Genomic DNA, 26,518 nt, shown 5'->3' with positions numbered 1-26,518 from the left:
TGTAAGCCGGGATCGCCTCGCGCCACCCGGCAATAATTTTAAAAGGGGCTTTTAGCCCCTTTTTTGTCTGGAGAATTTATTATGGCGAAAGAATTTGGTCGCCCTCAGCGCGTAGCGCAGGAAATGCAGAAAGAGATCGCACTCATTCTGCAACGTGAAATTAAAGACCCGCGCGTCGGCATGATGACCACCGTTTCCGGTGTCGAAATGTCCCGCGATTTGGCCTACGCAAAAGTGTTCGTCACCTTCCTGAACGATCAGGACGAAGCGGCAGTGAAAAACGGCATTAAAGCGCTGCAGGAAGCCTCTGGTTTCATCCGCTCTCTGCTCGGCAAAGCGATGCGCCTGCGTATCGTGCCTGAGCTGACCTTCTTCTACGACAACTCGCTGGTCGAAGGTATGCGTATGTCCAACCTGGTGACCAGCGTGGTTAAACATGACGACGAGCGTCGTGTTAACCCGGCGGACGACAGCAAGGAGGACTAATGAGTCGTCCTCGTCGTCGTGGTCGCGACGTGCATGGTGTGCTGCTGCTGGATAAACCCCAGGGCGCTTCCAGCAACGACGTGCTGCAGAAAGTTAAGCGTATTTATAACGCCAACCGTGCGGGCCACACCGGCGCGCTCGATCCGCTGGCAACCGGCATGCTGCCGGTCTGCCTGGGAGAGGCGACAAAGTTTTCCCAGTACCTGCTCGACTCCGATAAGCGTTACCGCGTTATCGCTAAACTGGGCCAGCGCACGGATACCTCCGACGCGGATGGCCAGGTGGTGGAAGAGCGTCCGGTGACCTTCAGCGCGGAGCAGCTTGATGCTGCGCTGGAGAGCTTCCGTGGGGACACGATGCAGGTGCCGTCGATGTATTCGGCGCTGAAATATCAGGGCAAGAAGCTCTACGAATATGCACGCCAGGGCATTGACGTCCCGCGTGAAGCCCGTCCGATAACCGTGTATGAGCTGCTGTTTATTCGCCATGAAGGCGATGAGCTGGAGCTGGAAGTACACTGTTCGAAAGGGACCTATATTCGCACCATCATCGACGACCTCGGTGAAAAGCTGGGCTGCGGCGCGCATGTGATTTACCTGCGCCGCCTGGCGGTGAGCAAGTACCCGGTGGAGCGGATGGTGACCCTGGAACATCTGCGCGAGCTGGTAGAACAGGCGGAAGCGCAGGGGATTGCGCCGGCAGATTTGCTGGATCCCTTGCTGATGCCGATGGACAGTCCGGCAGCAGACTTCCCGGTTGTTAATCTTCCTTTAACATCGTCCGTTTACTTTAAGAACGGCAACCCGGTTCGTACGGCGGAAGCGCCGCTGGAAGGACTGGTACGCGTGACCGAAGGTGACGAAGGGAAATTCATCGGTATGGGCGAAATGGATGGCGAAGGGCGCGTTGCGCCGCGTCGTCTGGTCGTCGAATATCCGGTCGACGCGTGACGGTGATAACGGCTCACCTTGCGATAAGCAGGGGAGACGAGTAGAATATCGCCGCTTAACCCCTGGTAAATTGTTTAACAATCTGCGGGGCGTACATGGGATTGCTGAATTAGAGATCGGCATCCTTACATTCTTTATACTTTGGAGTTTGAAAATGTCTCTAAGCGTTGAAGCTAAAGCTAAAATCGTTTCTGAGTTTGGTCGTGGTACTAATGACAGCGGTTCTACCGAAGTTCAGGTTGCACTGCTGACTGCACAGATTAACCACCTGCAGGGTCACTTTGCAGAGCACAAAAAAGATCACCACAGCCGTCGTGGTCTGCTGCGTATGGTTTCTCAGCGTCGTAAACTGCTCGACTACCTGAAACGTAAAGATGTTGCACGCTACACCGCGCTGATCGAGCGTCTGGGTCTGCGTCGCTAATTCTTGCGAGTTTCAGAAAAGGGGGCCTGATGGCCCCTTTTTTCAACCAGACGGCAGCAATTCACTGGAAACTATTGTATTGTTGCTATAAATGATCTTCATTGCAGAGGTTCGCGCGGCTAATGAGAGGCTTCACCCATGGGGGTGTTGGTTGTCATTAGTCGCGAGGATGCGAAGAAGGTCGGGTTAAATCGACAGCACACCGGTGGTGTGCTGTCAAACATTTAAGAAAGGACAGAACTTTGCTGAATCCGATCGTTCGTAAATTCCAGTATGGTCAACATACCGTCACGCTGGAAACCGGCATGATGGCACGTCAGGCTACTGCTGCCGTTATGGTAAGCATGGATGACACTGCGGTATTCGTTACCGTTGTTGGCCAGAAAAAAGCTAAACCAGGTCAGGACTTCTTCCCGCTGACCGTTAACTACCAGGAGCGTACCTACGCTGCCGGTAAAATCCCGGGTGGTTTCTTCCGTCGTGAAGGCCGTCCAAGTGAAGGCGAAACCCTGATTGCGCGTCTGATTGACCGCCCGGTTCGTCCGCTGTTCCCGGAAGGCTTCGTTAACGAAGTACAGGTTATCGCGACCGTTGTTTCCGTTAACCCACAGGTTAACCCGGACATCGTTGCCATGATCGGCGCATCCGCTGCCCTGTCACTGTCTGGTATTCCATTCAATGGCCCAATCGGTGCCGCGCGCGTTGGCTACATCAATGACCAGTACGTGCTGAACCCAACCCAGGAAGAGCTGAAAGAAAGTAAGCTGGACCTGGTTGTTGCGGGTACTGAAGCGGCTGTACTGATGGTTGAATCCGAAGCTGAACTGCTGAGCGAAGACCAGATGCTGGGCGCTGTGGTATTTGGCCATGACCAGCAGCAGATCGTTATCCAGAACATCAACGACCTGGTGAAAGAAGCCGGTAAACCACGTTGGGACTGGCAGCCAGAAGCGGCAAACGACGCGCTGAACGCACGCGTTGCAGCCCTGGCAGAATCTCGTCTGAGCGATGCATACCGCATCACTGACAAACAGGAGCGTTACGCTCAGGTTGACGTGATCAAGTCTGAGACTATCGCGACGCTGGTTGCTGAAGACGAAGCGCTGGATGCTAACGAACTGAGCGACATCCTGCACGCTATCGAGAAAAACGTTGTTCGTAGCCGCGTACTGGCAGGCGAGCCGCGTATCGATGGCCGCGAAAAAGACATGATCCGTGGTCTGGATGTGCGTACTGGCGTTCTGCCACGTACTCACGGTTCCGCGCTGTTCACCCGCGGCGAAACGCAGGCGCTGGTAACCGCGACCCTGGGTACTGCACGTGATGCACAGATCATCGACGAACTGATGGGCGAGCGCACTGACAGCTTCCTGTTCCACTACAACTTCCCTCCGTACTCCGTAGGCGAAACCGGTATGGTTGGCTCGCCGAAGCGTCGTGAAATTGGTCACGGTCGTCTGGCGAAGCGCGGCGTGCTGGCAGTAATGCCAGAAGCAGACAAATTCCCGTACACCGTTCGTGTGGTTTCTGAGATCACCGAATCCAACGGTTCCTCTTCCATGGCTTCCGTATGTGGTGCTTCTCTGGCGCTGATGGATGCAGGCGTGCCAATCAAAGCCGCCGTTGCGGGTATCGCAATGGGCCTGGTGAAAGAAGGCGACAACTTCGTTGTTCTGTCTGACATTCTGGGTGACGAAGACCACCTGGGTGATATGGACTTCAAAGTCGCGGGTTCCCGCGAAGGTATCTCTGCGCTGCAGATGGATATCAAAATTGAAGGTATCACCAAAGAGATCATGCAGGTTGCTCTGAACCAGGCTAAAGGTGCTCGTCTGCACATCCTGGGCGTGATGGAACAGGCGATTAACGCGCCGCGTGGCGACATTTCTCAATTCGCTCCACGTATCCACACCATCAAGATCAACCCAGACAAGATCAAAGATGTTATCGGTAAGGGCGGTTCCGTAATCCGTGCGCTGACCGAAGAGACTGGCACCACGATCGAAATCGAAGATGACGGTACTGTGAAGATCGCAGCAACCGACGGCGAGAAAGCGAAATTCGCGATCCGTCGCATCGAAGAAATCACGGCAGAGATCGAAGTGGGCCGCGTCTACGCAGGTAAAGTGACCCGTATCGTTGACTTTGGCGCGTTCGTTGCCATCGGTGGCGGTAAAGAAGGTCTGGTTCACATCTCTCAGATCGCTGACAAGCGCGTTGAGAAAGTGACCGATTACCTGCAGATGGGTCAGGAAGTACCGGTGAAAGTTCTGGAAGTTGATCGCCAGGGCCGTATCCGTCTGAGCATTAAAGAAGCAACCGAGCAGTCTCAGCCAGCTGCTGCGCCAGAAGTACAGGCAGCAGAACAGCAAGGCGAGTAAGTTGCCATTTGCCCTCCGCTTTGCGGAGGGCCTATTATCAGGCAGGACGCCTTGTTAAGCCGCCGGGGGACAGGACGTTCATCCAATAGTTGTCTTCGGGAGTGGGAAATGAAGCCTTTTTTGCGCTGGTGTTTCGTTGCGACAGCTTTAACGCTGGCAGGATGCAGCAACTCTGCCTGGCGTAAGAGCGAAGTCCTCGCAGTGCCATTGCAACCGACTTTGCAGCAGGAAGTGATTCTGGCACGCATGGAACAAATACTTGCCAGTCGGGCTTTAACCGATGAAGAACGCGCACAGCTTTTATATGAGCGCGGAGTGTTGTATGATAGTCTCGGTCTGAGGGCATTGGCGCGAAATGATTTTTCACAAGCGCTGGCTATCCGACCTGATATGCCTGAAGTATTCAATTACTTAGGCATTTATTTAACGCAGGCAGGCAATTTTGATGCTGCCTATGAAGCGTTTGATTCTGTACTTGAGCTTGATCCAACTTACAACTACGCGCACTTGAATCGCGGTATCGCATTGTATTACGGCGGTCGTGATAAGTTAGCGCAAGATGATCTGCTGGCGTTTTATCAAGACGATCCTAATGATCCTTTCCGTAGCCTGTGGCTTTACATCGTTGAGCGGAAGCTCGATGAGAAGCAGGCAAAAGAGGCACTAAAACAGCGCTTCGATAAATCGGACAAGGAACAGTGGGGATGGAACATTGTCGAGTTCTACCTGGGCAACATTAGCGAAGCAACGCTGATGGAACGCCTCAAGGCGGACGCAACGGATAACACCTCGCTCGCTGAGCATCTCAGTGAAACCAACTTCTATTTAGGTAAGTACTACCTAAGTCTGGGGGATATGGACAGCGCTACGGCACTGTTCAAATTAGCGGTTGCTAACAACGTACACAACTTCGTTGAGCACCGTTATGCATTGTTGGAATTATCGCTCTTGGGCCAGGAGCATGACGACCTGGCAGAATCGGACCAGCAATAGCTGACGACATAAACATCAGCCCGTAATCTTTTGATTGCCATCACCTTAACTGGTGAGGGCGTTGTTGTTCGTCAATACACCTACTTTGAGCCGGTTCACACTTTTCAATGAAAATTGCTAATCATTTTCACGATGAGCTAAGTAGACTGGCCGCCATTAATATCGAGGCACTTGTACTACATGGCTGAATTCGAAACCACTTTTGCAGATCTGGGCCTGAAGGCTCCTATCCTTGAAGCCCTTAACGATCTGGGTTACGAAAAACCATCTCCGATCCAGGCTGAGTGTATCCCACACCTGCTTTCTGGTCGTGACGTGCTGGGCATGGCCCAGACTGGTAGCGGTAAAACTGCAGCATTCTCGCTGCCGCTGCTGAACAACATTGATCCGGACCTGCGTGCACCGCAGATCCTCGTCCTGGCTCCAACCCGTGAACTGGCTGTTCAGGTTGCAGAAGCCATGACGGAATTCTCTAAACATATGCGCGGCGTAAACGTGGTAGCCCTGTACGGCGGCCAGCGTTATGACGTGCAGTTACGCGCCCTGCGCCAGGGCCCACAGATTGTTGTCGGTACGCCGGGCCGTCTGCTGGATCACCTGAAGCGCGGTACTCTGGACCTCTCTAAACTGAGCGGCCTGGTACTGGATGAAGCAGATGAAATGCTGCGTATGGGCTTCATCGAAGACGTTGAAACCATCATGGCACAGATCCCGGACGGTCATCAGACCGCGCTGTTCTCTGCCACCATGCCAGAAGCGATTCGTCGTATCACCAAGCGCTTCATGAAAGATCCTCAGGAAGTGCGTATTCAGTCCAGCGTAACCACTCGCCCGGACATCAGCCAGAGCTACTGGTCTGTGTACGGCATGCGCAAAAACGAAGCGCTGGTACGTTTCCTGGAAGCGGAAGATTTTGATGCGGCGATTATCTTCGTTCGTACCAAAAACGCGACCCTGGAAGTGGCTGAAGCCCTGGAGCGTAGCGGCTACAACAGCGCAGCGCTGAACGGTGACATGAACCAGGCCCTGCGTGAGCAGACTCTGGAGCGTCTGAAAGACGGTCGTCTGGATATCCTGATTGCAACCGACGTGGCAGCACGTGGTCTGGACGTTGAGCGTATCAGTCTGGTTGTTAACTACGACATCCCGATGGATTCCGAGTCTTACGTTCACCGTATCGGCCGTACCGGTCGTGCGGGTCGTGCTGGCCGCGCGCTGCTGTTCGTTGAGAACCGCGAGCGTCGTCTGCTGCGTAACATCGAACGCACCATGAAGCTGACCATTCCAGAAGCGGACCTGCCAAACGCAGAGCTGCTGGGCAAACGCCGTCTGGAAAAATTCGCCGCGAAAGTACAGCAGCAGCTGGAAAGCAGCGATCTGGATCAGTACCGCGCGCTGCTGTCGCAGATTCAGCCTGTTGCTGAAGGCGAAGAACTGGACATGGAAACCCTGGCCGCAGCACTGCTGAAAATGGCTCAGGGCGAACGTAGCCTGATCGTGCCACCAGATGCGCCGATGCGTCCTAAGCGTGAATTCCGTGACCGTGACGATCGCTTCGAACGTCGTGGCGACCGCAATGACCGTGGCCCACGTGGTGACCGTCCAGAGCGTGGTGGTGAAGACCGTCCACGTCGTGAACGTCGCGACGCAGGTGACATGGAACTGTACCGCATTGAAGTGGGCCGTGATGATGGCGTTGAAGTTCGTCACATCGTTGGCGCGATCGCTAACGAAGGCGACATCAGCAGCCGTTACATTGGTAACATCAAGCTGTTCGCATCCCACTCCACCATCGAGCTACCAAAAGGCATGCCGGGCGAAGTGCTGCAGCACTTTACGCGTACCCGCATCCTGAACAAGCCGATGAACATGCAGCTGATGGGTGATGCACAGCCACGCCCTGACCGCGGTGGTGAACGTCGTGGCGGTGGTCGCAGCTTCGGTGGCGAGCGTCGTGAAGGCGGCCGCAGCGAAGGTCGCGGTGGTGAAGGTCGTCGTTTCTCCGGCGAGCGTCGCGAAAACCGTGGCCCACGTCGTGAAGAGGGCACCAGCCGCCGTCGTTTCGGTGACGCGTAAGCCTTTCGCTTCTGACGTAAAGTAAAATATACAGCCCCGATATACGCTATCGGGGCTTTTTTTATTCCCTTTGTACTCTTGTACTGGTACATTGCGTCACATTAAAATGCAGAACCGCATGATTGACTGGAGAAAAGGCTGTATGGCGACACTAACCACCACCCAAACGTCACCCTCGCTGCTTGGCGGCGTGGTGATCATTGGCGGTACCATCATTGGTGCCGGGATGTTTTCCCTGCCTGTGGTCATGTCCGGTGCGTGGTTCTTCTGGTCGCTGGCCGCGCTGGTCTTCACCTGGTTCTGCATGCTCCATTCCGGGCTGATGATCCTTGAGGCAAACCTGAACTACCGCATTGGCTCCAGCTTCGACACCATTACCAAAGATCTGCTGGGCAAGGGCTGGAACCTGGTGAACGGGCTATCCATCGCGTTTGTGCTCTATATCCTGACCTACGCGTATATTTCGGCGAGCGGCTCGATTCTGCATCACACCTTCTCGGAGATGTCGCTGAACGTTCCGGCGCGTCTGGCGGGGCTGTGTTTTGCGCTGGCTGTAGCGTTTATCGTCTGGATGAGTACCAAAGCGGTGAGCCGCATGACGGCGATCGTATTAGGCGCTAAGGTCATCACCTTCTTCCTGACCTTTGGCAGCCTGCTGGGACACGTGACGCCCGCCACGCTGTTTAACGTCTCCGAAGTGAATACCTCCTACACGCCGTACCTGCTGATGACGCTGCCGTTCTGTCTGGCGTCGTTCGGTTACCACGGTAACGTGCCGAGCCTGATGAAGTACTACGGCAAAGATCCCCGCACCATTGTGAAGTGTCTGGTCTACGGCACGCTGCTGGCGCTGGGTCTGTATGTGATTTGGCTGCTGGGGACGATGGGCAACATCCCGCGTCCGGAATTTATCGGCATTGCTCAGAAGGGCGGTAACATCGACGTGCTGGTGCAGGCGCTGAGCGGCGTGCTGAACAGCCGCAGTCTGGATCTGCTGCTGGTTATCTTCTCTAACTTTGCGGTGGCGAGCTCTTTCCTCGGCGTAACCCTGGGCCTGTTTGACTACCTGGCGGATCTGTTTAGCTTTGATGATTCTGCGATGGGGCGTTTAAAAACCGCGCTGCTGACTTTCCTGCCGCCGATTGTGGGCGGCCTGCTGTGGCCGAACGGCTTCCTGTATGCCATCGGTTATGCAGGGCTGGCGGCAACTATCTGGGCGGCGATTGTGCCGGCGCTGCTGGCGCGCAAATCACGTAAACGCTTCGGCAGCCCAAAATTCCGCGTCTGGGGCGGCAAGCCGATGATTGCGCTGATTCTGGTATTCGGCGTTGGTAACGCACTGGTACACGTGCTGTCGAGTTTTAACCTGTTGCCCGTTTATCAGTAAAACGAGGGGTTGAACCCCTCACCCCGGCCCTCTCCCATAGGGAGAGGGAGAAAAGCAAAAAACTACCCCACCAACTCCTCTTTCACCTGCATCGCCAGTTCAAACGAATGCAAACGCGCCTGGTGATCGAAAATCTGGCCGTTAACCATAATCTCATCCGCCTGCGTTTCGCGCAGCACCGCGTCCAGCCCGTGACGCACTTTCGCCTTATCGCCTACCAGCGACATGCTCAGGGCCTGCTGTACGCCATACTGCTCGGAGGCGGACCACAGCTGATGCATATTCTCCACCGGCGGTGGAAGCTGGCCCGTCTCACCGCGACGCAGCTTCACAAACGCCTGCTGCATGGAGGTAAACAGGAATTCCGCGTCGCGATTGCTGTCGGCCGCAATGATGTTGATACACACCATCGCGTACGGCTTCTCAAGACGCTCGGACGGTTTGAAGTTCGTTCGGTAAAGATGCAGCGCCTGATGCAGCATATCCGGTGCAAAGTGGGAGGCAAACGCAAACGGCAGTCCCAGCTGCGCGGCGAGCTGTGCGCTGTAGAGGCTTGATCCCAACAGCCACACCGGGATCTTCTCACCGTAGCCCGGTACCGGACGCACGTGCGGGTTCGGATCGCGCGCGTCGAACCAGTCCACAAGTTCGGCCACGTCGCGCGGGAAGTTGTCGATATCGCCGCTCATATGGCGACGCAGGGCACGCATGGTCGGCTGGTCGCTGCCGGGCGCACGACCAAGCCCTAAATCTATACGGCCCGGGTAGAGCGTATTCAGGGTGCCAAACTGCTCGGCAATCACCAGCGGGGCGTGGTTCGGCAGCATTACGCCGCCGGAGCCCAGGTGCAGGGTGGTGGTATTTGCCGCCAGATAGCCGATCAAAACCGAGGTCGCGGCGCTGGCGATGCCAACCATATTGTGGTGCTCGGCCAGCCAGTAGCGGTGATAGCCACGCTTTTCGGCCAGCTGAGCCAGATCCAGAGAGTGCGAAAAGGCTTCTCTTGCCGAGGAGCCCTGAGGGATCGGCGCCAGATCCAGCACCGAAAACGGAATGGTTTTGTCAGTCATAACAGCTCACTTTGTCGACGGTGAATCTTTAATACTGCATTAAAAAATGATAACCGTTGTTAACAAAGTGAGCCTTTTTTACGCCTGCAGCTCCAGCCCGGCAAGCCGTCTCCAGTAGCCGTTGCAGTCGCTGTTTGCCGTCAGCGGCAGCGGTGAGTCACCGTTTTCGTTGGCGCGGAAGGCGTCAAGCATAGCGAACACCCCGGTATCCAGCGGCGATAAACGCACCATATCCACCAGCCCGTCCATCGACGCCAGCTCGTTGCCGAGGTTATAGACATAGCCGCTCATGGTCTGAATACCGTTGAGGACAAACACCTGCTGATTCTCCTGCGACAGCATGCTGCGTCCGTTCGGGTACTTGATGCAGCAGGTTTCGCACTCGTCTTTCGGGCGGTCTTCCGAGCGTGCGGTGAAGCAGCGGGCGGAGTAGGCCAGCGGCAGATGGCCGTAGCTCAGCACTTCCACTTCAAACTGATTGCGAATGCCCAACTCGTCGCACTGTTTAAGCAGGTTTGCCAGCCAGTCGCGCGAGAGCTCTACCGGCATGCACCAGCGCGTCATTCCCTGTTTGAGCAGCAGGCGCAGGGTTACGGCGTTGTAGCAGTTCAGGGCATGGCCCGCGACAAACGGCAGCTTGCGTTCAGCGCACATGTTCACCACGCCCAGATCGCTCGCTTCCAGCAGGAACTCGCCGTTTTCGACGTAGCGCTTCAGCTCACCCAGTTCGGACGACGCCTGCACCAGCGCGAGCGTGGAGAGCACCACCTGCTTGCCGCTTCCGGCCAGGCCTTTCGCTATATCCAGCCAGTCGCCCACTTTGGTGGCGCGGCGCTTGCTGCACACCGCTTCGCCGAGGTAAATCACGTCGGCGCTGCTGGTCGCGGCCTGTTGGTAAAAATCTTCCAGCGTCTCTTTTGGCCAGTAGTAGAGCACCGGTCCTAATGAATATTTCATGATGATCTCACTGCCATTTACGGTGATACGCGCCAAGCGTGGTTTGCGTGCCTTCGGACATCGAACCAAGCGTTTCCATCCAGGCCTGCTGTGGAGCGTAGTTCTGCGGATCCGCCATACAGCGGTCGATGGCCTGACGCCACACTTTCGCTACCTGGCTCACATAGGCCGGGCTACGCTGACGTCCTTCGATTTTCACCGAGGCAATATTGGCCGCCAGCAGCTCCGGCAGCAGCTCCAGCGTGTTGAGGCTGGTCGGCTCCTCCAGCGCGTGATAGCGCTCGCCGTCGACCAGATAGCGGCCTTTACACAGGGTAGGATAACCGGCGTTTTCCCCGTCCTGGTAGCGGTCAATCAGCACCTCATTCAGGCGAGACTCCAGCCCCTGAGGGGTCTGCTGCCAGCGAACAAAGCGGGCAGGAGAGCAGGCCCCGACGGTATTTGGAGATTCACCGGTTAAATAAGACGAAAGATAGCAGCGGCCTTCGGCCATGATGCACAGGCTGCCAAAGGCAAAAACCTCCAGAGGCACTGGCGTGACGCGCGCGAGTTGCTTAACTTGATGAATAGAGAGCACGCGCGGCAGCACCACGCGGGCCACGTCAAAGTGTTGATGATAAAAACGCACCGCCTCTTCGTTGGTGGCAGATGCCTGAACAGAGACGTGGCGCTCAATATGGGGATAGCGTTCTGCCGCATACTCAAGCATGGCGAGGTCGGCCAGGATCAGCGCATCGGCACCCAACTGTGCCGCCATATCCACCGCGCGCTGCCAGCGGGCGTAGCCGTCAGGATGAGCAAAGGTATTGATGGCGATATGCAGCTTGCGGCGGTGCTGGTGAACGAAGTTAACGGCTTCCTGAAGCTTTTTCTCCGTAAAGTTGAGGCCAGCAAAATGGCGGGCGTTGGTGTCATCTTTTAGCCCGATATAGACAGCATCGGCCCCATTTTCGATGGCCGCCTTAAGCGCCGGAAGGTTTCCGGCAGGGCAGAGCAGCTCCATAATTTATCCTGATGTTGTCGATCGCAAAATTGTTAACGAGCTGGGATTTTAATTAACCCATACGCGACAATTTTTGATTTAAGGCAGCTAATGGCGTATTGATGACACCAATAATGAGGTACGGCGGGCGACGGTTTGTTGATTTACGCCGCTATGTCGTGCTTCGGATATGGCAAAATAGCAGGACTATAGATATCAGGGAGTAAAGCTCGTGCTGGATAAACTGCGTTCACATCTCGTACAATTTGGACCATCAATGCTGAGCGTGCCGGTCAAGCTGGCGCCGTTCGCGCTAAAACGCCAGGTGCTAGAGCAGGTCCTGAGCTGGCAGTTCCGCCAGGCGCTGCAGGACGGCGAGCTGGAATTCCTCGAAGGCCGCTGGTTAAGCATTGAGGTGCGTGACATCGGGCTGCGCTGGTTTACCTCCGTTGAGAATGACCAGCTGATCGTACGCGAATCCGCCGACGCGGATGTGAGCTTTAGCGCCAACGCCAGCGATCTGCTGATGATCGCCGCGCGCAAGCAGGATCCGGATACGCTCTTCTTCCAACGCCGTCTGGTGATTGAAGGCGACACGGAACTGGGCCTGTACGTGAAGAATTTAATGGATGCCATTGAGCTGGAGCAGATGCCAAAAGCGCTGCGCGTGATGTTAATGCAAATGGCAGATTTCGTTGAGGCCGGGCTGAAAACCCCGCCGGACGGTAAACACACTTCAGTAGGTGAGCCATGCTGATTCGAGTCGAAATTGGGATTGATGCGCCGGGGATCGATGCGTTGTTACGCCGCGCCTTTGCGAGCGATGCCGAAGCCCAACTGGTCCACGACCTTCGCGAAGACGGCCTGATTACGCTGGGGCTGGTTGCCACCGATGACGAAGGTCAGGTGGTGGGCTATGTTGCCTTCAGTCCGGTCATCGTTCAGGGCGAAGAGCTGCAGTGGGTCGGCATGGCGCCGCTGGCGGTAGATGAAAGCTATCGCGGGCAGGGTCTGGCGCGTCAGCTGGTCTATGAAGGGCTGGATTCGCTCAATGAGTTTGGCTATGCCGCCGTTGTCACGCTGGGCGATCCGGCGTTCTATGGCCGTTTAGGCTTTGAGCAGGCCGCGCATTACGATCTGCGCTGTCGCTGGCCGGGTACGGAATCCGCTTTCCAGGTCCACCGTCTGGCGGACGACGCGCTCAACGGCGTCAACGGCCTGGTCGAGTATCACGACCATTTCAATCGCTTTTAATCAGGCTCTCGCGTAGCGCCTCAAAGGAGCCGTCTCCGGTCACGAGGCGCTCTTTCTGGCGCTTCGTCAGCTGCTTGATACGGTATTCCAGCCTGAGCGCCAGCGAACGGTCGCCGACGGCCGCTGAGAAGGCGAGCTGTAATTCCCCTTTCCCCCGCAGCGCTTTTGCCCCTTTTCCCGTTTGATGTTGTAAAAAACGCCGCGCCACATCGGTGGTGATCCCGGTGTAGAGTGCGTTATCAGCGGTTCGGACAAGATAGAGAAACCAGCACACGGTAAACGGATTCAGTATGTTAAGGTGAACGCACCATAGCATGAGAGAGAACGAAAATGGAAACACTGGCCGCCATTAACCGCTGGCTGGCGAAGCAGCATGTTGTCACCTGGTGCGTCTGTCACGAGGGTGAAATGTGGTGCGCAAATGCGTTTTACTACTATGACCCTGAGCGCGTGGCTTTTTATGTCATGAGCGAAGACAAAACGCGGCATGCGCAGATGACCGGCCAGCAGGCAAAGGTGGCGGGGACGGTAAACGGCCAGCCGAAAACGGTCGCGCTGATCCGCGGCGTGCAGTTTAAAGGGGAGATCCGTCGTCTGGATGGTGAAGAGAGCGACGCGCGCCGTAAGCTCTACACGCGCCGCTTTCCCGTTGCCGCTGCGCTAAAAGCCCCGGTGTGGGAAATCCGCCTCGATGAGCTGAAATTTACCGACAACACCCTGGGCTTTGGCAAGAAGCTGCACTGGTTACGCGCCGAGCAGGCGTAGCGCTTCGCGGTTAAACGCCGGGAGATCGTCCGGGGTTCGGCTGGTGATCAGCTGGTCTTTGTCGTTGACCACCTCCTGATCGTAAAACTCGGCCCCCGCATTTTTCAGATCGATAACGATCGGTTTCACGGCGGTAAGCTTACGCCCGCGGACCACTTCTGCGCTGATGAGCAGCTGCGGGCCGTGGCAGATGGCAAAGACCGGTTTGCCGGTGGAGACAAAGTCCCGGGTGAAGGTCACGAAGCGCTCGTCCCCGCGCAGGGAATCCGGGGAATGGCCGCCGGGTAACAACAGAGCGTCGAAATCTGAGGGACTCACGTTATCGATGGTCTCATCGATGGTTACGGTCGCCTCGCCCTTATGGCCTGTCACCGTTTTACCCGCCTCTTTCTCAATGGTGATGACCTCATGTCCCGCCTTGCGGAACGCCTCTGCTGGAGAGGTGAATTCTGAATCTTCAAACTCGTCGGTAATCAAGACTGCGATTTTCTTGCCCATGCTTCCTCCGTTGTTTTGGCTTCAGACTGATTTTTCTCCGCTTGTGGTAAATACTTACCTGTAACAGACTTCTAAGTGTGGTCGACGACGCTGAGTTCGCAAACGGACAATTCTGTAAAGGGGAAAAGATGAGTCAGGTATTGATTACGGGTGCTACCGGGTTAGTGGGCGATCATCTGCTGCGGCTGCTGATTCAGGATCGCCGCGTGAACTATATCGCCGCCCCGACGCGTCGACCGCTGGCGGACTTATCCGGCGTCTTTAATCCGCACGATCCTCAGCTGACCGACGCGCTGGCGCAGGTGGAGGATCCCATTGATATCGCCTTTTGCTGTCTGGGCACCACGCGGCGGGAGGCGGGCAGCAAAGAGGCCTTTATCCACGCCGACTACACGCTGGTGGTGGATACCGCGCTCACGGCGAAAAAGCTGGGGGCCAAACATTTTCTGGTGGTCAGCGCGCTGGGCGCCAGTGCCGGGTCGCCTTTCTTCTACAACAAGGTGAAGGGCAAAATGGAGGATGCGCTGATAGCGCAGAAATGGGAGCAGCTGACGATTGTGCGCCCCTCGATGCTGATCGGCCACCGGGACGAACGCCGGTTTAACGAGTCGATATTTGCCCCGCTGTTTCGCATTCTTCCCGGCAACTGGAAATCCATCGAGGCGCGGGACGTCGCGCGCGCGATGTTAAAAGAGGGGCTGGCCCCGTCGAAAGCGGGCGTAAACATTATCCCTTCGGCAAAACTGCGTGAAATCGCGCAGGGCGAGGCGTAAACTCCCCCGGCTAATAACCTAATACTCTCCGGGGAATGCTATGACTGGTCAGTCTTCATCTCAGGCGGCAACACCTGTTCAGTGGTGGAAGCCCGCACTCTTCTTTCTCGTGGTCATTGTTGGCCTCTGGTACGTGAAATGGCAGCCGTACTACGGCAAAGCCTTCACCGCCGCCGAAACGCACAGCATCGGTAAATCTATTCTCGCTCAGGCGGATGCCAGCCCGCTTCAGGCGGCGTGGGACTACGCCATGGTCTACTTCCTTGCCGTCTGGAAGGCCGCCGCCTTAGGCGTGATCCTGGGGTCACTGATTCAGGTGCTTATCCCCCGTAACTGGCTGGTGAAAACCCTTGGGCAGCCGCGCTTTCAGGGCATGCTGCTGGGGACGATTTTCTCGCTGCCGGGCATGATGTGTTCCTGCTGCGCCGCGCCCGTGGCCGCAGGGATGCGGCGTCAGCGCGTGTCGATGGGCGGCGCGCTGGCGTTCTGGATGGGGAACCCGCTGCTCAATCCGGCAACGCTGGTGTTTATGGGCTTTGTGCTGGGCTGGCATTTCGCGTTCATCCGTCTGGTCGCCGGGCTGCTGACCGTGCTGGTGGTGGCGACGCTGGTGCAAAATCTGGTGAAGGATAAGACGCCAGAGTCCGCGTCTGTTGAGCTGGACGTCAGCGAACCGCAGGGTGGCTTCTTTGCGCGCTGGGGCAGGGCGCTATGGCAGCTTTTCTGGAGCACTATCCCGGTCTATATCCTGGCGGTACTGGTTTTGGGGGCGGCGCGCGTCTGGCTCTTCCCGCATGCGGATGGCGCTATCGACAACACGCTGATGTGGGTCATTGCAATGGCCGTTGCAGGCTGCCTGTTTGTGATCCCAACGGCGGCGGAGATCCCGATTGTTCAGACCATGATGCTGGCCGGTATGGGCACCGCGCCGGCGCTGGCGCTGCTGATTACGCTGCCGGCGATCAGCCTGCCGTCGCTTATCATGCTGCGTAAGTCGTTCCCGGCGAAAGCGCTGTGGCTGACCGCAGGGCTGGTGGCGTTGAGCGGGGTGATGGTGGGGAGTATTGCGCTTCTGTGAAAAAAGCCCGGTGGCGCTACGCTTACCGGGCCTACAAAAAAATCCCCTCAAGCGAGGGGATTTTTTTTATTTGATGTAAGTAAACGCGGTGGTGACGTGCTTCACGCCGCTCACCCGGCTGGCGATATCGGCCGCCGCTTTCCCTTCACGGTCGGTCACCAGACCCAGCAGGAATACTTCGCCGTTTTCAGTCGTCACTTTCACGTTGGAGGATTTCACCTGGTCCGAGCCCAGCAGCTGGGAACGCACTTTGGTGGTGATCCAGGTATCGGAAGAGGCGTCACCCAGGCCAATTGGCTTGCCCTGACGCACTTCGTTAAACACCTCTGTGGTCCCTTCGACGCCCATCGCAATCTGTTTCGCGCGAGAGGCGAGCTCCAGATTCGGCGCCTGGCCTGCCAGCAGCACTTTGCCCTGATAAGCCGTCACGTTGATACGCGCTTCTTTCTTGATTTGTTCGTCTTTTGACAGCGCACTGTTGACGCGCAGCTCCAGCGTACCGTCATCCACCTGTGTCCCCACGGTGCGAGGATCGGTTGCCGCTTTGGTGCCTACGGCAGCGGTACCCACAACGGCCGCAGCGATACATCCCTGAAGCAGTAATGCAGACATAAGGACTGCGAGGGTCGATAAAGCCTTCATAAGAACTCCTTAATCATCCTGGTGAGGGAAAAGCGTGTTATCGATCAAATCACATAAGCAGTTCACCGTGAGCATATGCATCTCCTGAATACGCGCGCTCCGGTGAGAAGGAATGCGGATTTCCACATCCTGCGGCCCAAGCAGACCCGCCAGCTCACCCCCGTCATAGCCGGTTAAGGCCACGATTGTCATGTCGCGGGTGACGGCGGCTTCAACGGCTTTGACAATGTCCCGGCTATTGCCGCGCGTGGAGATGGCCAGCAGCACATCTCCGGCGTGACCCAGGGCTCGCACCTGCTTTGCGTAAATTTCGTCATGCAGACGATCGTTAGCAATCGCCGTTAAGACCACATTATCGGTATTAAGTGCAATGGCGGGTAAACTCGGGCGTTCTGTTTCAAAGCGATTGATCATGCTGGCAGCAAAATGCTGTGCGTTGGCGGCTGACGTGCCGTTGCCACAACAGAGGATTTTGTTGCCATTAAGCAGGGATTGCACCAGCGTCATTGCGGCACGCGAGATAGCATCCGGAAGGGCTTCCGCCGCGGCAATCTGAGTCTGGATGCTTTCTGTGAAGCACACTTTAATTCTTTCGAGCACGTTATCCCTTTTAAATCTTAATTATGCGTCTTCGCCAAAAGCGTTTTTAAGCCATTCGATCTCATTTCCGGTGAAGGCTATCACATCGAACCGGCAATCCACAGTATCAAAGCTCCCATTATGGCGGGCAAGCCACAAGTGGGCAGTCTGTAATAATTTATGTTGTTTGGCGAGCGTCACGCTGGCGGCAGCACCGCCAAAACGGGAGGACTGTCGAAAGCGGACTTCTACAAACACGATGACCTGACCGTCTTTCATGATCAGGTCGATTTCGCCGCCGCGCCCGCGGACGTTAGCGGCGATAAAGCGCAGTCCTTTGCCTTCAAGCCAGAGACGCGCCTTTAATTCCCACGCATCGCCGGTCTCTTTACGGCTTAACTGGCCGGGACGATTTGCCCCTGCTGGTATTTGAGCCATGATAACTTCCTGTTGATCACGCAGTCCTGAGTCGCGGTCAGATCGCCGGTGTTGCCGTTAAGCTCAAAGCCCGGCACCTGACGCATCTGGGTAAAGTGGTTCGCCAGCGCCCATGCATCGACACCCATTGCATACAGACGCGCCAGCGAATAATCGTTACGTACGGTACTCAGCGCCTGCTGCATTAGCGCCGGGTTGCTGCCTGCCAGCATCGGGATTTCGCTGTACTGCAGACCGTCCATTTCCAGACGGAAATCCGGGCCTGCGGTGCCCTGCGCGCTGCGCGAGCTGGCGTAGAGCGTTGCGCCGCTCTGGCTGCCGTTACGCATCGCGATCATCGGTTTGATAAAGGCGATCTCCTGCGGTGTAGCAACGATATAGGCCGCATCCACTTTGCCGCCACCGCTAATCTGCGCGTCGGTAGGCGGAGCAGGAATCGTTAGCCCGCCAATCGTCACGCCCTGCTGCTGCGGCAGGCTCGCGGTGACAGGACTGCCGTTAAGCGCGATACCCGCTCCACCGTTTACGCCCGCGCGCAGTTCAGAGACGGAACCGAATTTCTGCTGCAGCACCACGCCGCCGCCGAGCTTCTGCCACTCATCGGCAAAGGCGTTGGCCACGCGATCGCCCAGCGCGCTGCGTGGGATGAGCAGCAGCGGAGCCTGCTTACCCTGTTCGTGAATATGGCGCGCCGCATCGCGGGCTTCATCTTCAGGGGAAAGCGCGAAGTAGCAAATATTGGCTCGGTTCTGAACCTGCTCAGGCTGGTTGAGCGCCAGCACGTTCAGCGTGGTATTGCTCTTCATCAGCTCTTCCACGTTGTTTTTCAGCAGCGGACCGACAACGATGCTCGCCCCGTCCTGTTGAACCTGGGCCAGAACCTGGTCAAGCGGCTGCGAGCTGGTGTCGTAAATTTTCAACTCAGCGCCCGGGTTGGCGCTGGTGGTTGCCACGGCCTGCGGCTGCGCAGCAGGTTGGGCCGCGGGTTGTGCAGGCTGCGGTTGAGGCTGTTCTGCCGTTGCGTCAGGCGCTGGCGCCGCTTGCGTCTCGGCCGGAGCCTGAGTAGCAGGTGCTGTAGTAGCCGGGGCTGCCGCAGCAGGTGCAGCTGTAGCTGGAGGCGTCGTCGGAGCCGTCACCGGGTTTTGCATCGTACCCTGCGCCGGCGCTTGCGCCGTGGTCAGGTCGCTGGTCTCCGCTGCGGACGGGCTGACCACATCATTCACGTTAGCCGCCTGGGCCGCCTGCGCGGGAACCGCGCTGCCGGTTACCGAGGTGGTACCGTTTTTCGCGGCTTCAAAGCCCTGCTGAATGGTACGGCCAAACACCGCCGCCTGGCCGTTGAGCGGCAAAAGCAGGGCGATTTTGCTGGTGGATGCTGGCTTAAAGTTCTGCACGTTCACCAGCTGGGTTGGCAGCATTTTCGCACCCGGGTTTTGCGGGTAGCGCGTCTGCCAGTCCGTAATACCGGCTTTCAGCATCTTTGGATCGCTGCGGTTGTTAAACCACATCTGCTGCAGATCCAGCCAGCCCTGAAGGACGTTTTCATCGGCGTTGATGACCAGCGCCTGCGCCTGTTCCTGAGTCATCGAGGCAAGCGCTTGCCAGGTAGCATCAATATTTTTCTGCTTGTCGGCACCGCCGAGCAGCGGCTCTTGCGCGACGAGGGCGCGGAGCAGCGTCAGGGAAGGACGCCCCTGCTCCGCGGTAATGCCCGCCTGCCAGAAGCGAGCTTGCTGATTTTTATCCAGCGCGCTCACGTCAATATCCCCGAGGATCTTCTTCGCGGCGGCGTAATCTTTCAGCGCGACCTTCAGCTCGGCAGAGAGCAGGCTCTGCTCACGACGCTGGGCGTCGTTAAGATCTTTTGGCAACTGGTTAAACAGTTCGGCTGCCTGCTGGGTTTTACCCTCTTTCAGCAGTGCACGAATGGCGAGTAATTGCCAGTTGGTCTTGGTATCATTTGAACTCTGCGACATTTGTTGCAGATAAAAGCCAGAATCAGCCTGAGCAGAACCCTGAAGATGGGCGGTGCTCTGGTCAGGTGCCTGGGTGCCACAGCCTGCAAAGATCAGGGCTGCCAGCAGAAGCGGCACGCTGCGCGTGGCTTTTTTTCGAAGAAACGTTAACGGTACCATACTGTATCCAGTGATTTTTTTTACGCAATGCTCAATATTAAATCGGCAATACGGACGAAACAATGAAACAACACGAAACGGCAGATAATTCTCAAGGCCAGCTTTATATTGTACCTACTCCTATCGGGAATTTGTCTGATATTACCCAACGTGCGCTCACCGTACTGCAAGCTGTTGATTTAATTGCCGCTGAAGATACCCGCCACACCGGCCTGTTGCTGCAACACTTCGCGATTAACGCCCGTCTGTTTGCCCTGCACGATCACAATGAGCAACAAAAAGCCGAAACGCTGGTGGCGAAGCTGAAAGAGGGGCAGAACATTGCGCTGGTCTCCGACGCCGGTACGCCGCTGATCAACGATCCTGGCTATCACCTGGTGCGTACCTGTCGTGAAGCCGGTATTCGCGTTGTGCCGCTGCCGGGACCGTGCGCTGCCATTGCTGCGCTGAGTGCGGCGGGTCTGCCATCCGATCGTTTCTGCTATGAAGGCTTCCTGCCTGCTAAATCCAAAGGCCGTCGCGACGTGTTAAAAGATCTGGAGGCGGAACCGCGCACCCTGATTTTCTACGAATCCACGCACCGCCTGCTGGAGAGCCTGGAAGATATGGTGATCGTGTGGGGAGAGGCCCGCTACGTGGTGCTGGCGCGCGAGCTGACCAAAACATGGGAAACCATTCACGGTGCGCCGGTGGGTGAACTGCTGGCGTGGGTGAAGGAAGATGAAAACCGCCGCAAGGGTGAAATGGTGTTGATTGTCGAAGGACATAAAGCGCAGGAAGACGCGCTGCCTGCCGACGCGCTGCGCACGCTGGCGCTGCTGCAGGCGGAACTGCCGCTGAAGAAAGCGGCGGCACTAGCGGCGGAGATCCACGGCGTGAAGAAAAATGCGCTGTATAAGCATGCGCTGGAGCAGCAGGGGGAGTAAGCCCCTGCCGCCTGTTTTGCCGGGTGGCGGCTGCACCTTACCCGGCCTGCAGATCGTTATGCGCCTTTTAGTTAACTGGCACCGCCTCAAACACCAGCGTTTCCAGCGGCTGCAGCGTAATTACCACCGCGTTTTTATACTTCTCCGGTACGGTTGAATTACTGCCGTACACCGCTTTCAGACGAAACTGCGCCGCGTTCCCTGTCGGGATTTCAAAATCTTTCGTCAAATCCAGGTAGTAGCTTTGCGGTTTATCCGACGGGTTACGCAAGCCGAGAATCGCTTGGTCCTTGCTCCAGGATGCCCAGCCGTAAACCTGCAGCGCGGTTGGATCGCCACCAATCCAGTGCGTATCCACCAGCACGCCGGCGTTTTCCCGCGACCACTTCGCGGCCCGCGCCAGGGTATCCCACTTCGCCTTGTTCAGCATTGAAGGGGTGATATACAGCTCCTGCAGCTGCGTGCCGGTCGCGAAGTAGCTCCAGACCTGATCGGCAAAGTCGCTGTCCGTTTGCACCTTTTCCAGCCCGTAATAGGCGTTTTCCGCGCTGACGATCCCGTGATACATCAGCGAGTTCAGTGGGAACAGCGGCCCTTTGCGAACAATGGAGCGGTACGTTTCCGCATCGCGGTAGGTCATCCACTGCTGCACCGGCGTGCCGGGGCCGTACAGGTTGATGTCATCGCCCTGGCGCCAGATGGAATCAGCGTAGAACAGCCAGGACGGGCTGGCGTTGGTACCGGTCGTCAGGTTAATAAACAGATTCGGGTTGGCGCTGCGCATGTTGTGCAGCAGAGCGATAGAGGCGTCAAAATCCGAGGCGAACGGGCTGCCCTTAATATGCGAATTTGCATTACCCATCCCGTCCAGCTTGAATGAGGTAATGTGTTCGTTTTTGATAAGCTTAACGATCTGCTCATTGAAGTTCTTAAAGTAGTTCGGCCCTGACAGCGCCAGCTTTCCATCAACGGTTTCGAACCCATACTCTTTTGCATGCGAGACGCGCACGTCGCGCGGTTTGTTATATCCGCCCCACGGTGAAAGCCACAGTCCGACCGAGCTGTGCAGGCTGTCGGCTTTTTCCCGTACCTTGCCAAAACCGTTGCTGAATGCCGGGCCAAACAGCCAGCGCCCGGTAAGGTCGTCCCAGCCGTCATCCAGCAGGAAGGCGTCCAGCGCCACGCCGCGCCCGGAAATAAACTCTTTATTCCACTCGTCCATCCGCTTCAGCACATCCTGCTCGGTGTACGGATTGAAAAAGCCGATATCCATCCAGCTGTTGTAGTGCAGGTAAGGCTTGTACGGCCGCGGACGCACGGCATCAATAAACTGGTTCACGCTGCGGCGCAGCTGGCTGATTTCCGGGAAGGTGCCGAACCAGGTGGTAAAGCTGACCGGCGACTCTGGCTGGATCGGTGTTTTCAGCTCTACGTTGAGATTGGTGGTCGCTTCATAGGCGTAAGTGTTAACGATGGGCTTGTCCGGCAAAATAAAAAACGAATCAGCCACGATCGGCGAGCTATTGATCGCGCCGTCAACATAGGGCGCCTGAGCCTGCTTTTTGGTCGGGAAGAAGGTAATTTTTGCCACGTCTCGCGGCTGGCCGACTGCGGCAACGGTGTAGCCGATGCTGGCGTATTTTCCCTTCACCAGGTTCAGCTTCACCGTTACGTTAAAGTCTGGATGGGTAAAGTCAATGACAATTGCGTGGTCCTGCTTTTCGACGTGCTTAATGGTGAAATCCGCGGTATGGATTTTTGTCTCGTCCGGCAGCGTCAGAAAAAACAGCTCCTGCGGCGTGAGTGGATGGTTTGCCTTATTGTCCTTAACCACTACCGTTGAGTTTGCATCATCAAACGACAGAGCAATATTGTCGTTATTGAACGCGTAGTTGGCGGCCAGAGCACCATGAGAAACAGAGAAAGCCAGCAGCGAGAGAGTGAGCACTTTTTTCATCGGTTAAGATCCTAATCAGTAATGCTTCAGCATTCGGTTGATGGATTGTTCCAGCCAGTAGCGCTGGGTGCCGAAGTTAATCCGCAGGTAGTTTTCGCCGTTTTGCACGTAGTGGCTGCCGTCTTCAATCACGACACCGGCCTGCTGGGCGAAATGTTGGGTCAACGCTGTGGCGCTGCGGTCGTCGGCGCTTACGTCTATCCAGGCCAGATACGACGACTCCGGGTTCATCATCTTCCACGCCGGAAAATGGGTATGAATAGCGTCCGCAAGGTAGCGGGCATTGCCTTGCAGATACCCGTTCAGCGCGTCAAGCCACGGCAGGCCGTGCTGGTAGGCGAGGATAATCCCCCATACGCCGAACATATTGGGTGAGGTAATCGAGTTCTTCTCAAGCTGCTGGCGGAAGCGCTGGCGCAGCGAACCGTTCGGGATCATGGAGTAGGACGTTTTTAGCCCGCCCAGGTTGAAGGCTTTATTTGGCGATGTCAGCACGATCAGGTTGTCCAGTGCGGCACAGCCCGAGGTCAGACAGCTGACGAATGTGCCGTCCAGAATGTGCTCAGCGTGAACCTCATCGACAACCAGAATTGTGCCGTAGCGTTTACAGAGATGGGACACCAGGCGTATCTCATCCGCGCGCCAGATCCTGCCCGAGGGGTTATGCGGCGAGCAGAAGAACCACAGTTTTGGACGGTGGGTTTTGAGCTGATCTTCAATCAGATTAAAATCCAGCTGATAGCGGTTATCCTTCACGCACAGTGGGTTGGCAAGCACCCGAACTCCCTGGCGCTGCGCTGCCATCGCAAACGGATCGTAAACCGGCGTGTTCATCATCACGCTGTCGCCAGGCGTGCAGAACGCCTGGACCGTGTAATGCAGCGTGGAGACAGTGCCGTAGGTCAGCGTGATCCACGATTTCTCCACCTCAACATGATGACGCGTGCGCTGGAAGGCCATCACCGCGTCGTAGAATTCATCGAAGCACCAGGTATAGCCAAAGGTGCCGTGCTCAACGATGCGCTGGAAGCCTTCAATAACCGCCGGTGGCGAGGTGAAGTCCATATCTGCGATCCACAGCGGGATAAACCCCTGCGGGACATCACCAAAGCGTGAGCAGACAAAAGCATGGTCCCATTTACGGCACTTATCGCTTTTACGCTCGATGATTTTGTCGAAATCAAACACAACAACCCCCTGTTAGATTAAGGCTTCAATGCCGGTTTTGACGCTCTGCACCTGCGGACCGATGATCACCTGAACGCTGTGAGCATCCAGCACCACCACAGACAGGGCGCCCGCCGCTTTCAGCGCCTGCTGATCGATAAGCCCCATCTCTTTCACCACCAGGCGCAAGCGAGTGATGCAGTTGTCGAGCGACTCGATGTTCTCTTTGCCGCCGAGGGCGCGCAGGATAAGCCCGTGATCGTATTTCGATTTCCCACGCGCGCGGGTGTTGGCTTCGACGGCCTGCTGCGCACCCTGCGCGTCCACTTCACGTCCCGGCGTCTTGATATCGTGTTTGAGGATGTACCAGCGGAAGACGAAGAAGTAGATGGCAAACCAGGCGATACCGACCGGGAACAGCAGATACCATTTGGTCGACATCCCCTGCATCACGCCGAAGATCAGCAGATCCAGGATCCCGCCGTCGGTGTTGCCGATGGTTACCCCCAGCAGAGCCATCACCATCAACGCCAGGCCAGACATGACGATATGGAAGGCGTAAAGCGCGGGGGCAATAAACAGGAACAGAAACTCAATCGGTTCTGAAATACCGGTGACGACGGAAACCAGCACGCCGGAAAGCAGCAGTCCCTTAATCACCGGGCGGTTTTCCGGGCGCGCGGTGCGGTAGATGGCGTACGCCACGGCAGGCAGGCCAAAGATAAAGGTCGGCATAAAGCCTTGCGACAGAAACGCGGTAACGTGCGGGCTAAACGGCAGTCCGGCTTTCAGCTCGGCGTAGAAGATATTCAGCGCGCCGGCCACTTCATGACCGTTGACCATCTCAATGCCGCCTGCCGGCGTGAAGCGCACCATCGCCAGCAGAATATGGTGCAGACCAAAGGGTTTAAGCAGCAGCACGCCTACGCCGTACAGGAACGGTCCGAAAACGCTGGTGCTCTGAATGATATGGCCAATTCCGGCAATCCCCAGCGCGACGTATTCCCACAGCAGCGGGATAAACAGCCCGACCAGCGACAGCGTGAGGGCAGTAATGATGGGCACAAAACGAATGCCGCTAAAGAAGGCAAAGGCGTCATGTAGCACGGTGTCCTGAAAACGCTCGTGCAGGAAGTAAGTGATCACCCCGACCACTATGCCGCCCAGCACGCCCATCTCCAGGGTCTGGATCCCCAGCACGATCGATTGTCCTACCTGTCTCATGGTGGCGGCGTCGGCAAGCTGGTGGGTGGCGGTCAGGTAGTAGTTGATGCTCAGGTTCATCAGCATATAGCCAACAAACCCGGCAAAGGCGCCTACGGCCTTGTTGCGTTTGGCAAGACCCATCGGGATCGCCATGGCAAACATCAGCGGCAGATAGGTAAAGGCGAACCCGCCTACCATGGCGATAAAGCCAAAGGTCAGCTGCGTTAACTCACCGCCCAGAAAGGGAAAACTTTTAATAGTAGAAGGGCTGGTGACGGAGCTACCGATACCCAGCAGCAACCCCATAAAGGCCAGCAGAGAGACCGGGAACATAAACGTCTTTCCCAGGCTTTGGAAAAATTCCCACGCTTTCGATTTAAACGACTTTTCCTGTGTCATGTAGGGACTCCTCGGATTTTTAGGATAATGGAAGGCGCAGTCTGGCTTAAGGACGCGCCTTCATATTTGCGAGGCTTATAGTTATTTTTTAGGGATTGACGTAATGCGCGATGGGATCAGGCTTCGGCAGAAAGCAGGAGCCGGTTTGCCGAGCCGCAAACGGCGATCTTGCTTCTGACCACCTCTTTCATGGCGTCCATGCCGACCCGCATGTAGAAGCGCGGATCGTTGCCCTGCGGGTTTTCGGCAAACCAGGCTTTAACCGCGTCAGAGAAGGCAATTTTCAGCTCGGTGGCCACGTTGACTTTGCACACGCCCAGCTCGATGGTGCGGCGAACAAACTCATCCGGCACATCGCTCGCGCCGTGCAGCACCAGCGGCACGGTGACCACTTCGCGAATTTCCGCCAGCCGCTGGAAGTCAATTTTCGGGCGTTTGGTATACAGGCCGTGCGCGGTGCCGATGGCGACTGCAAGGCTATCGACGCCGGTCAGTTCGACGAAGCGTTTCGCCTCCTGCGGATCGGTGAGGAACGCGCTTTCGGCGTCCACGCTCATGTCATCTTCCACGCCGCCCAGGCGGCCCAGCTCGGCTTCGACGCTGCAGTCGTTGAGGTGGCAGAAATCGACCACCGACTTCACCAGCTTCACGTTTTGTTCAAATGGAAAATGGCTGCCGTCGATCATCGCGCTGCGTACGCCCGCGTTCACCTTGCGGCGAATATCGTCCAGCGATTCGTGGTGATCGAGGTGCAGCGCCAGCGGCATGTCGTAGGTGTGGGAGTAGGCGCTGCACAGGGCGTAGATCTCTTCCAGCGCAATGTGCTTAAAGGTGCCCGGCGTGCCCGCGAGGATCACCGGCGATCGCATTTCGCTGCACGCTTCGAGGATCGCCTGGATCGTCTCCGCGTTGTGGATGTTGAACGCCGGAACGGCGTAGCCTTTTGCCTGCGCATCCTGCAGAAGGTATTTCGTCGAGATAATACTCATAATCAG

Annotated in this window: 27 protein-coding genes; 14 read left to right on the top strand and 13 right to left on the bottom strand. The window is 56.7% G+C overall.

Annotation, left to right across the window (positions count from 1 at the left end; translation table 11 throughout):
* Positions 1-81: 81 nt before the first annotated feature.
* The 8 genes from rbfA (at position 82) to mtr (ending at position 8,697) form a co-directional block, all read left to right on the top strand.
* Entirely contained in the window at positions 82-486 is a 405-nt protein-coding gene (rbfA, locus tag UTM25_RS12605; protein ID WP_003024988.1) for a 30S ribosome-binding factor RbfA, read from the top strand.
* A complete protein-coding gene (gene truB / locus UTM25_RS12600) occupies positions 486-1,436 on the top strand; it encodes a tRNA pseudouridine(55) synthase TruB (protein ID WP_045355410.1) in 951 nt (316 codons plus the stop codon). Before rbfA ends, truB begins: the two co-directional genes overlap by 1 nt.
* Before the next feature lie 154 nt (positions 1,437-1,590).
* The gene (rpsO, locus tag UTM25_RS12595; RefSeq protein WP_003861789.1) at positions 1,591-1,860 is read left to right on the top strand and encodes a 30S ribosomal protein S15; all 270 of its coding nucleotides are present in this window, start codon (positions 1,591-1,593) and stop codon (positions 1,858-1,860) included.
* A gap of 242 nt (positions 1,861-2,102) precedes the next feature.
* Entirely contained in the window at positions 2,103-4,241 is a 2,139-nt protein-coding gene (gene pnp, locus UTM25_RS12590) for a polyribonucleotide nucleotidyltransferase (protein WP_194401323.1), read from the top strand.
* A gap of 108 nt (positions 4,242-4,349) precedes the next feature.
* A complete protein-coding gene (gene nlpI, locus UTM25_RS12585) occupies positions 4,350-5,234 on the top strand; it encodes a lipoprotein NlpI (protein ID WP_023309331.1) in 885 nt (294 codons plus the stop codon).
* Positions 5,235-5,341: 107 nt separating this feature from the next.
* On the top strand, positions 5,342-5,422 hold the full coding sequence (yrbN, locus tag UTM25_RS12580) for a protein YrbN (RefSeq protein WP_097397692.1): 81 nt from the start codon (positions 5,342-5,344) through the stop codon (positions 5,420-5,422).
* Positions 5,415-7,310, top strand: coding sequence for a DEAD/DEAH family ATP-dependent RNA helicase (locus UTM25_RS12575; protein ID WP_023309330.1), 1,896 nt, complete (start codon positions 5,415-5,417; stop codon positions 7,308-7,310). The genes yrbN and UTM25_RS12575 overlap by 8 nt, the downstream gene beginning before the upstream one ends.
* 142 nt (positions 7,311-7,452) lie before the next feature.
* A complete protein-coding gene (mtr, locus tag UTM25_RS12570) occupies positions 7,453-8,697 on the top strand; it encodes a tryptophan permease (protein ID WP_194401322.1) in 1,245 nt (414 codons plus the stop codon).
* A 62-nt stretch (positions 8,698-8,759) separates the two neighbouring features.
* Here the strand turns inward: mtr and UTM25_RS12565 are convergent, their stop codons facing one another.
* The 3 genes from UTM25_RS12565 to ubiU form a co-directional block, all read right to left on the bottom strand.
* Positions 8,760-9,767, bottom strand: coding sequence for a luciferase-like monooxygenase (locus UTM25_RS12565; protein WP_047646424.1), 1,008 nt, complete (start codon positions 9,765-9,767; stop codon positions 8,760-8,762).
* Between the two features lie 78 nt (positions 9,768-9,845).
* A complete protein-coding gene (locus UTM25_RS12560) occupies positions 9,846-10,724 on the bottom strand; it encodes a U32 family peptidase (protein ID WP_194401321.1) in 879 nt (292 codons plus the stop codon).
* A 7-nt stretch (positions 10,725-10,731) separates the two neighbouring features.
* Positions 10,732-11,727 carry a ubiquinone anaerobic biosynthesis protein UbiU gene (gene ubiU, locus UTM25_RS12555; protein WP_023309326.1) on the bottom strand — a complete coding sequence of 332 codons (996 nt, stop codon included), beginning with the start codon at positions 11,725-11,727 and terminating at the stop codon, positions 10,732-10,734.
* 211 nt (positions 11,728-11,938) lie between these two features.
* Between ubiU and ubiT the strand changes: the two genes are divergently transcribed.
* Both ubiT and UTM25_RS12545 read left to right on the top strand, forming a co-directional pair.
* Positions 11,939-12,463 (top strand): ubiquinone anaerobic biosynthesis accessory factor UbiT, encoded by a 525-nt coding sequence (ubiT, locus tag UTM25_RS12550; RefSeq protein ID WP_194401320.1) that lies wholly within the window; start codon positions 11,939-11,941, stop codon positions 12,461-12,463.
* Positions 12,457-12,960: a GNAT family N-acetyltransferase gene (locus UTM25_RS12545; protein WP_023309324.1), complete on the top strand. Its 504-nt coding sequence runs from the start codon at positions 12,457-12,459 to the stop codon at positions 12,958-12,960. Before ubiT ends, UTM25_RS12545 begins: the two co-directional genes overlap by 7 nt.
* Here UTM25_RS12545 and UTM25_RS12540 read toward each other — a convergent pair.
* On the bottom strand, positions 12,947-13,276 hold the full coding sequence (locus tag UTM25_RS12540) for a GIY-YIG nuclease family protein (RefSeq protein ID WP_023309323.1): 330 nt from the start codon (positions 13,274-13,276) through the stop codon (positions 12,947-12,949). The two genes, UTM25_RS12545 and UTM25_RS12540, sit on opposite strands and share 14 nt — an antisense overlap.
* A gap of 14 nt (positions 13,277-13,290) precedes the next feature.
* Between UTM25_RS12540 and UTM25_RS12535 the strand changes: the two genes are divergently transcribed.
* Positions 13,291-13,725, top strand: a complete 435-nt coding sequence (locus UTM25_RS12535) for a YhbP family protein (RefSeq protein ID WP_047173369.1) — start codon at positions 13,291-13,293, stop codon at positions 13,723-13,725.
* On the opposite strand, the gene UTM25_RS12530 is transcribed toward UTM25_RS12535, so the two are convergent.
* The gene (locus UTM25_RS12530) at positions 13,705-14,223 is read right to left on the bottom strand and encodes a type 1 glutamine amidotransferase domain-containing protein (RefSeq protein WP_023333577.1); all 519 of its coding nucleotides are present in this window, start codon (positions 14,221-14,223) and stop codon (positions 13,705-13,707) included. The two genes, UTM25_RS12535 and UTM25_RS12530, sit on opposite strands and share 21 nt — an antisense overlap.
* Before the next feature lie 128 nt (positions 14,224-14,351).
* Here UTM25_RS12530 and UTM25_RS12525 point away from each other — a divergent pair, with 128 nt between their 5' ends.
* Entirely contained in the window at positions 14,352-14,996 is a 645-nt protein-coding gene (locus UTM25_RS12525) for an NAD(P)H-binding protein (protein WP_126785732.1), read from the top strand.
* Between the two features lie 40 nt (positions 14,997-15,036).
* On the top strand, positions 15,037-16,074 hold the full coding sequence (locus UTM25_RS12520) for a permease (RefSeq protein ID WP_194401319.1): 1,038 nt from the start codon (positions 15,037-15,039) through the stop codon (positions 16,072-16,074).
* Between the two features lie 66 nt (positions 16,075-16,140).
* On the opposite strand, the gene dolP is transcribed toward UTM25_RS12520, so the two are convergent.
* The 4 genes from dolP to UTM25_RS12500 are packed head-to-tail and all read right to left on the bottom strand — an operon-like array spanning position 16,141 to position 19,868.
* Positions 16,141-16,716, bottom strand: a complete 576-nt coding sequence (gene dolP, locus UTM25_RS12515) for a division/outer membrane stress-associated lipid-binding lipoprotein (RefSeq protein ID WP_029739641.1) — start codon at positions 16,714-16,716, stop codon at positions 16,141-16,143.
* Between the two features lie 9 nt (positions 16,717-16,725).
* A complete protein-coding gene (gene diaA / locus UTM25_RS12510) occupies positions 16,726-17,316 on the bottom strand; it encodes a DnaA initiator-associating protein DiaA (protein ID WP_003861754.1) in 591 nt (196 codons plus the stop codon).
* A gap of 21 nt (positions 17,317-17,337) precedes the next feature.
* Positions 17,338-17,733 (bottom strand): YraN family protein, encoded by a 396-nt coding sequence (locus tag UTM25_RS12505; RefSeq protein WP_194401318.1) that lies wholly within the window; start codon positions 17,731-17,733, stop codon positions 17,338-17,340.
* A complete protein-coding gene (locus tag UTM25_RS12500) occupies positions 17,691-19,868 on the bottom strand; it encodes a penicillin-binding protein activator (RefSeq protein ID WP_194401317.1) in 2,178 nt (725 codons plus the stop codon). The genes UTM25_RS12505 and UTM25_RS12500 overlap by 43 nt, the downstream gene beginning before the upstream one ends.
* Before the next feature lie 62 nt (positions 19,869-19,930).
* Between UTM25_RS12500 and rsmI the strand changes: the two genes are divergently transcribed.
* Positions 19,931-20,794 carry a 16S rRNA (cytidine(1402)-2'-O)-methyltransferase gene (gene rsmI / locus UTM25_RS12495; protein ID WP_194401316.1) on the top strand — a complete coding sequence of 288 codons (864 nt, stop codon included), beginning with the start codon at positions 19,931-19,933 and terminating at the stop codon, positions 20,792-20,794.
* A gap of 67 nt (positions 20,795-20,861) precedes the next feature.
* Here the strand turns inward: rsmI and UTM25_RS12490 are convergent, their stop codons facing one another.
* The 4 genes from UTM25_RS12490 to kbaY form a co-directional block, all read right to left on the bottom strand.
* A complete protein-coding gene (locus UTM25_RS12490) occupies positions 20,862-22,751 on the bottom strand; it encodes an enterotoxin (protein WP_194401315.1) in 1,890 nt (629 codons plus the stop codon).
* Positions 22,752-22,766: 15 nt separating this feature from the next.
* Complete coding sequence (locus tag UTM25_RS12485; RefSeq protein WP_194401314.1) at positions 22,767-23,939, bottom strand: PatB family C-S lyase; 1,173 nt, start codon at positions 23,937-23,939, stop codon at positions 22,767-22,769.
* A gap of 12 nt (positions 23,940-23,951) precedes the next feature.
* Entirely contained in the window at positions 23,952-25,523 is a 1,572-nt protein-coding gene (gene malX / locus UTM25_RS12480; RefSeq protein WP_194401313.1) for a maltose/glucose-specific PTS transporter subunit IIBC, read from the bottom strand.
* A 116-nt stretch (positions 25,524-25,639) separates the two neighbouring features.
* The gene (kbaY, locus tag UTM25_RS12475) at positions 25,640-26,512 is read right to left on the bottom strand and encodes a tagatose-bisphosphate aldolase subunit KbaY (RefSeq protein WP_194401312.1); all 873 of its coding nucleotides are present in this window, start codon (positions 26,510-26,512) and stop codon (positions 25,640-25,642) included.
* Positions 26,513-26,518 lie beyond the last annotated feature (6 nt).

It is taken from the genome of Enterobacter sp. 61D5, assembly GCF_034107965.1.
Classification (GTDB): domain Bacteria; phylum Pseudomonadota; class Gammaproteobacteria; order Enterobacterales; family Enterobacteriaceae; genus Enterobacter; species Enterobacter cloacae_M.
The sequence above is the reverse complement of the archived record's forward strand: the minus strand, read 5'-3'. Positions and strand labels throughout refer to the sequence as shown.

Bases quoted from the DNA above. Each gene is read 5' to 3' on its own strand.
- mtr (WP_194401322.1), top strand. From the start codon at position 7,453: ATGGCGACACTAACCACCACCCAAACGTCACCCTCGCTGCTTGGCGGC.
- rbfA (WP_003024988.1), top strand. From the start codon at position 82: ATGGCGAAAGAATTTGGTCGCCCTCAGCGCGTAGCGCAGGAAATGCAG.
- UTM25_RS12530 (WP_023333577.1), bottom strand. From the start codon at position 14,223: ATGGGCAAGAAAATCGCAGTCTTGATTACCGACGAGTTTGAAGATTCA.
- UTM25_RS12565 (WP_047646424.1), bottom strand. From the start codon at position 9,767: ATGACTGACAAAACCATTCCGTTTTCGGTGCTGGATCTGGCGCCGATC.
- UTM25_RS12520 (WP_194401319.1), top strand. From the start codon at position 15,037: ATGACTGGTCAGTCTTCATCTCAGGCGGCAACACCTGTTCAGTGGTGG.
- UTM25_RS12545 (WP_023309324.1), top strand. From the start codon at position 12,457: ATGCTGATTCGAGTCGAAATTGGGATTGATGCGCCGGGGATCGATGCG.
- ubiU (WP_023309326.1), bottom strand. From the start codon at position 11,727: ATGGAGCTGCTCTGCCCTGCCGGAAACCTTCCGGCGCTTAAGGCGGCC.
- rsmI (WP_194401316.1), top strand. From the start codon at position 19,931: ATGAAACAACACGAAACGGCAGATAATTCTCAAGGCCAGCTTTATATT.
- UTM25_RS12500 (WP_194401317.1), bottom strand. From the start codon at position 19,868: ATGGTACCGTTAACGTTTCTTCGAAAAAAAGCCACGCGCAGCGTGCCG.
- kbaY (WP_194401312.1), bottom strand. From the start codon at position 26,512: ATGAGTATTATCTCGACGAAATACCTTCTGCAGGATGCGCAGGCAAAA.
- UTM25_RS12505 (WP_194401318.1), bottom strand. From the start codon at position 17,733: ATGGCTCAAATACCAGCAGGGGCAAATCGTCCCGGCCAGTTAAGCCGT.
- UTM25_RS12540 (WP_023309323.1), bottom strand. From the start codon at position 13,276: ATGCTATGGTGCGTTCACCTTAACATACTGAATCCGTTTACCGTGTGC.
- UTM25_RS12525 (WP_126785732.1), top strand. From the start codon at position 14,352: ATGAGTCAGGTATTGATTACGGGTGCTACCGGGTTAGTGGGCGATCAT.
- truB (WP_045355410.1), top strand. From the start codon at position 486: ATGAGTCGTCCTCGTCGTCGTGGTCGCGACGTGCATGGTGTGCTGCTG.
- UTM25_RS12490 (WP_194401315.1), bottom strand. From the start codon at position 22,751: ATGAAAAAAGTGCTCACTCTCTCGCTGCTGGCTTTCTCTGTTTCTCAT.
- dolP (WP_029739641.1), bottom strand. From the start codon at position 16,716: ATGAAGGCTTTATCGACCCTCGCAGTCCTTATGTCTGCATTACTGCTT.
- yrbN (WP_097397692.1), top strand. From the start codon at position 5,342: ATGAAAATTGCTAATCATTTTCACGATGAGCTAAGTAGACTGGCCGCC.
- nlpI (WP_023309331.1), top strand. From the start codon at position 4,350: ATGAAGCCTTTTTTGCGCTGGTGTTTCGTTGCGACAGCTTTAACGCTG.
- UTM25_RS12535 (WP_047173369.1), top strand. From the start codon at position 13,291: ATGGAAACACTGGCCGCCATTAACCGCTGGCTGGCGAAGCAGCATGTT.
- malX (WP_194401313.1), bottom strand. From the start codon at position 25,523: ATGACACAGGAAAAGTCGTTTAAATCGAAAGCGTGGGAATTTTTCCAA.
- rpsO (WP_003861789.1), top strand. From the start codon at position 1,591: ATGTCTCTAAGCGTTGAAGCTAAAGCTAAAATCGTTTCTGAGTTTGGT.
- UTM25_RS12575 (WP_023309330.1), top strand. From the start codon at position 5,415: ATGGCTGAATTCGAAACCACTTTTGCAGATCTGGGCCTGAAGGCTCCT.
- UTM25_RS12560 (WP_194401321.1), bottom strand. From the start codon at position 10,724: ATGAAATATTCATTAGGACCGGTGCTCTACTACTGGCCAAAAGAGACG.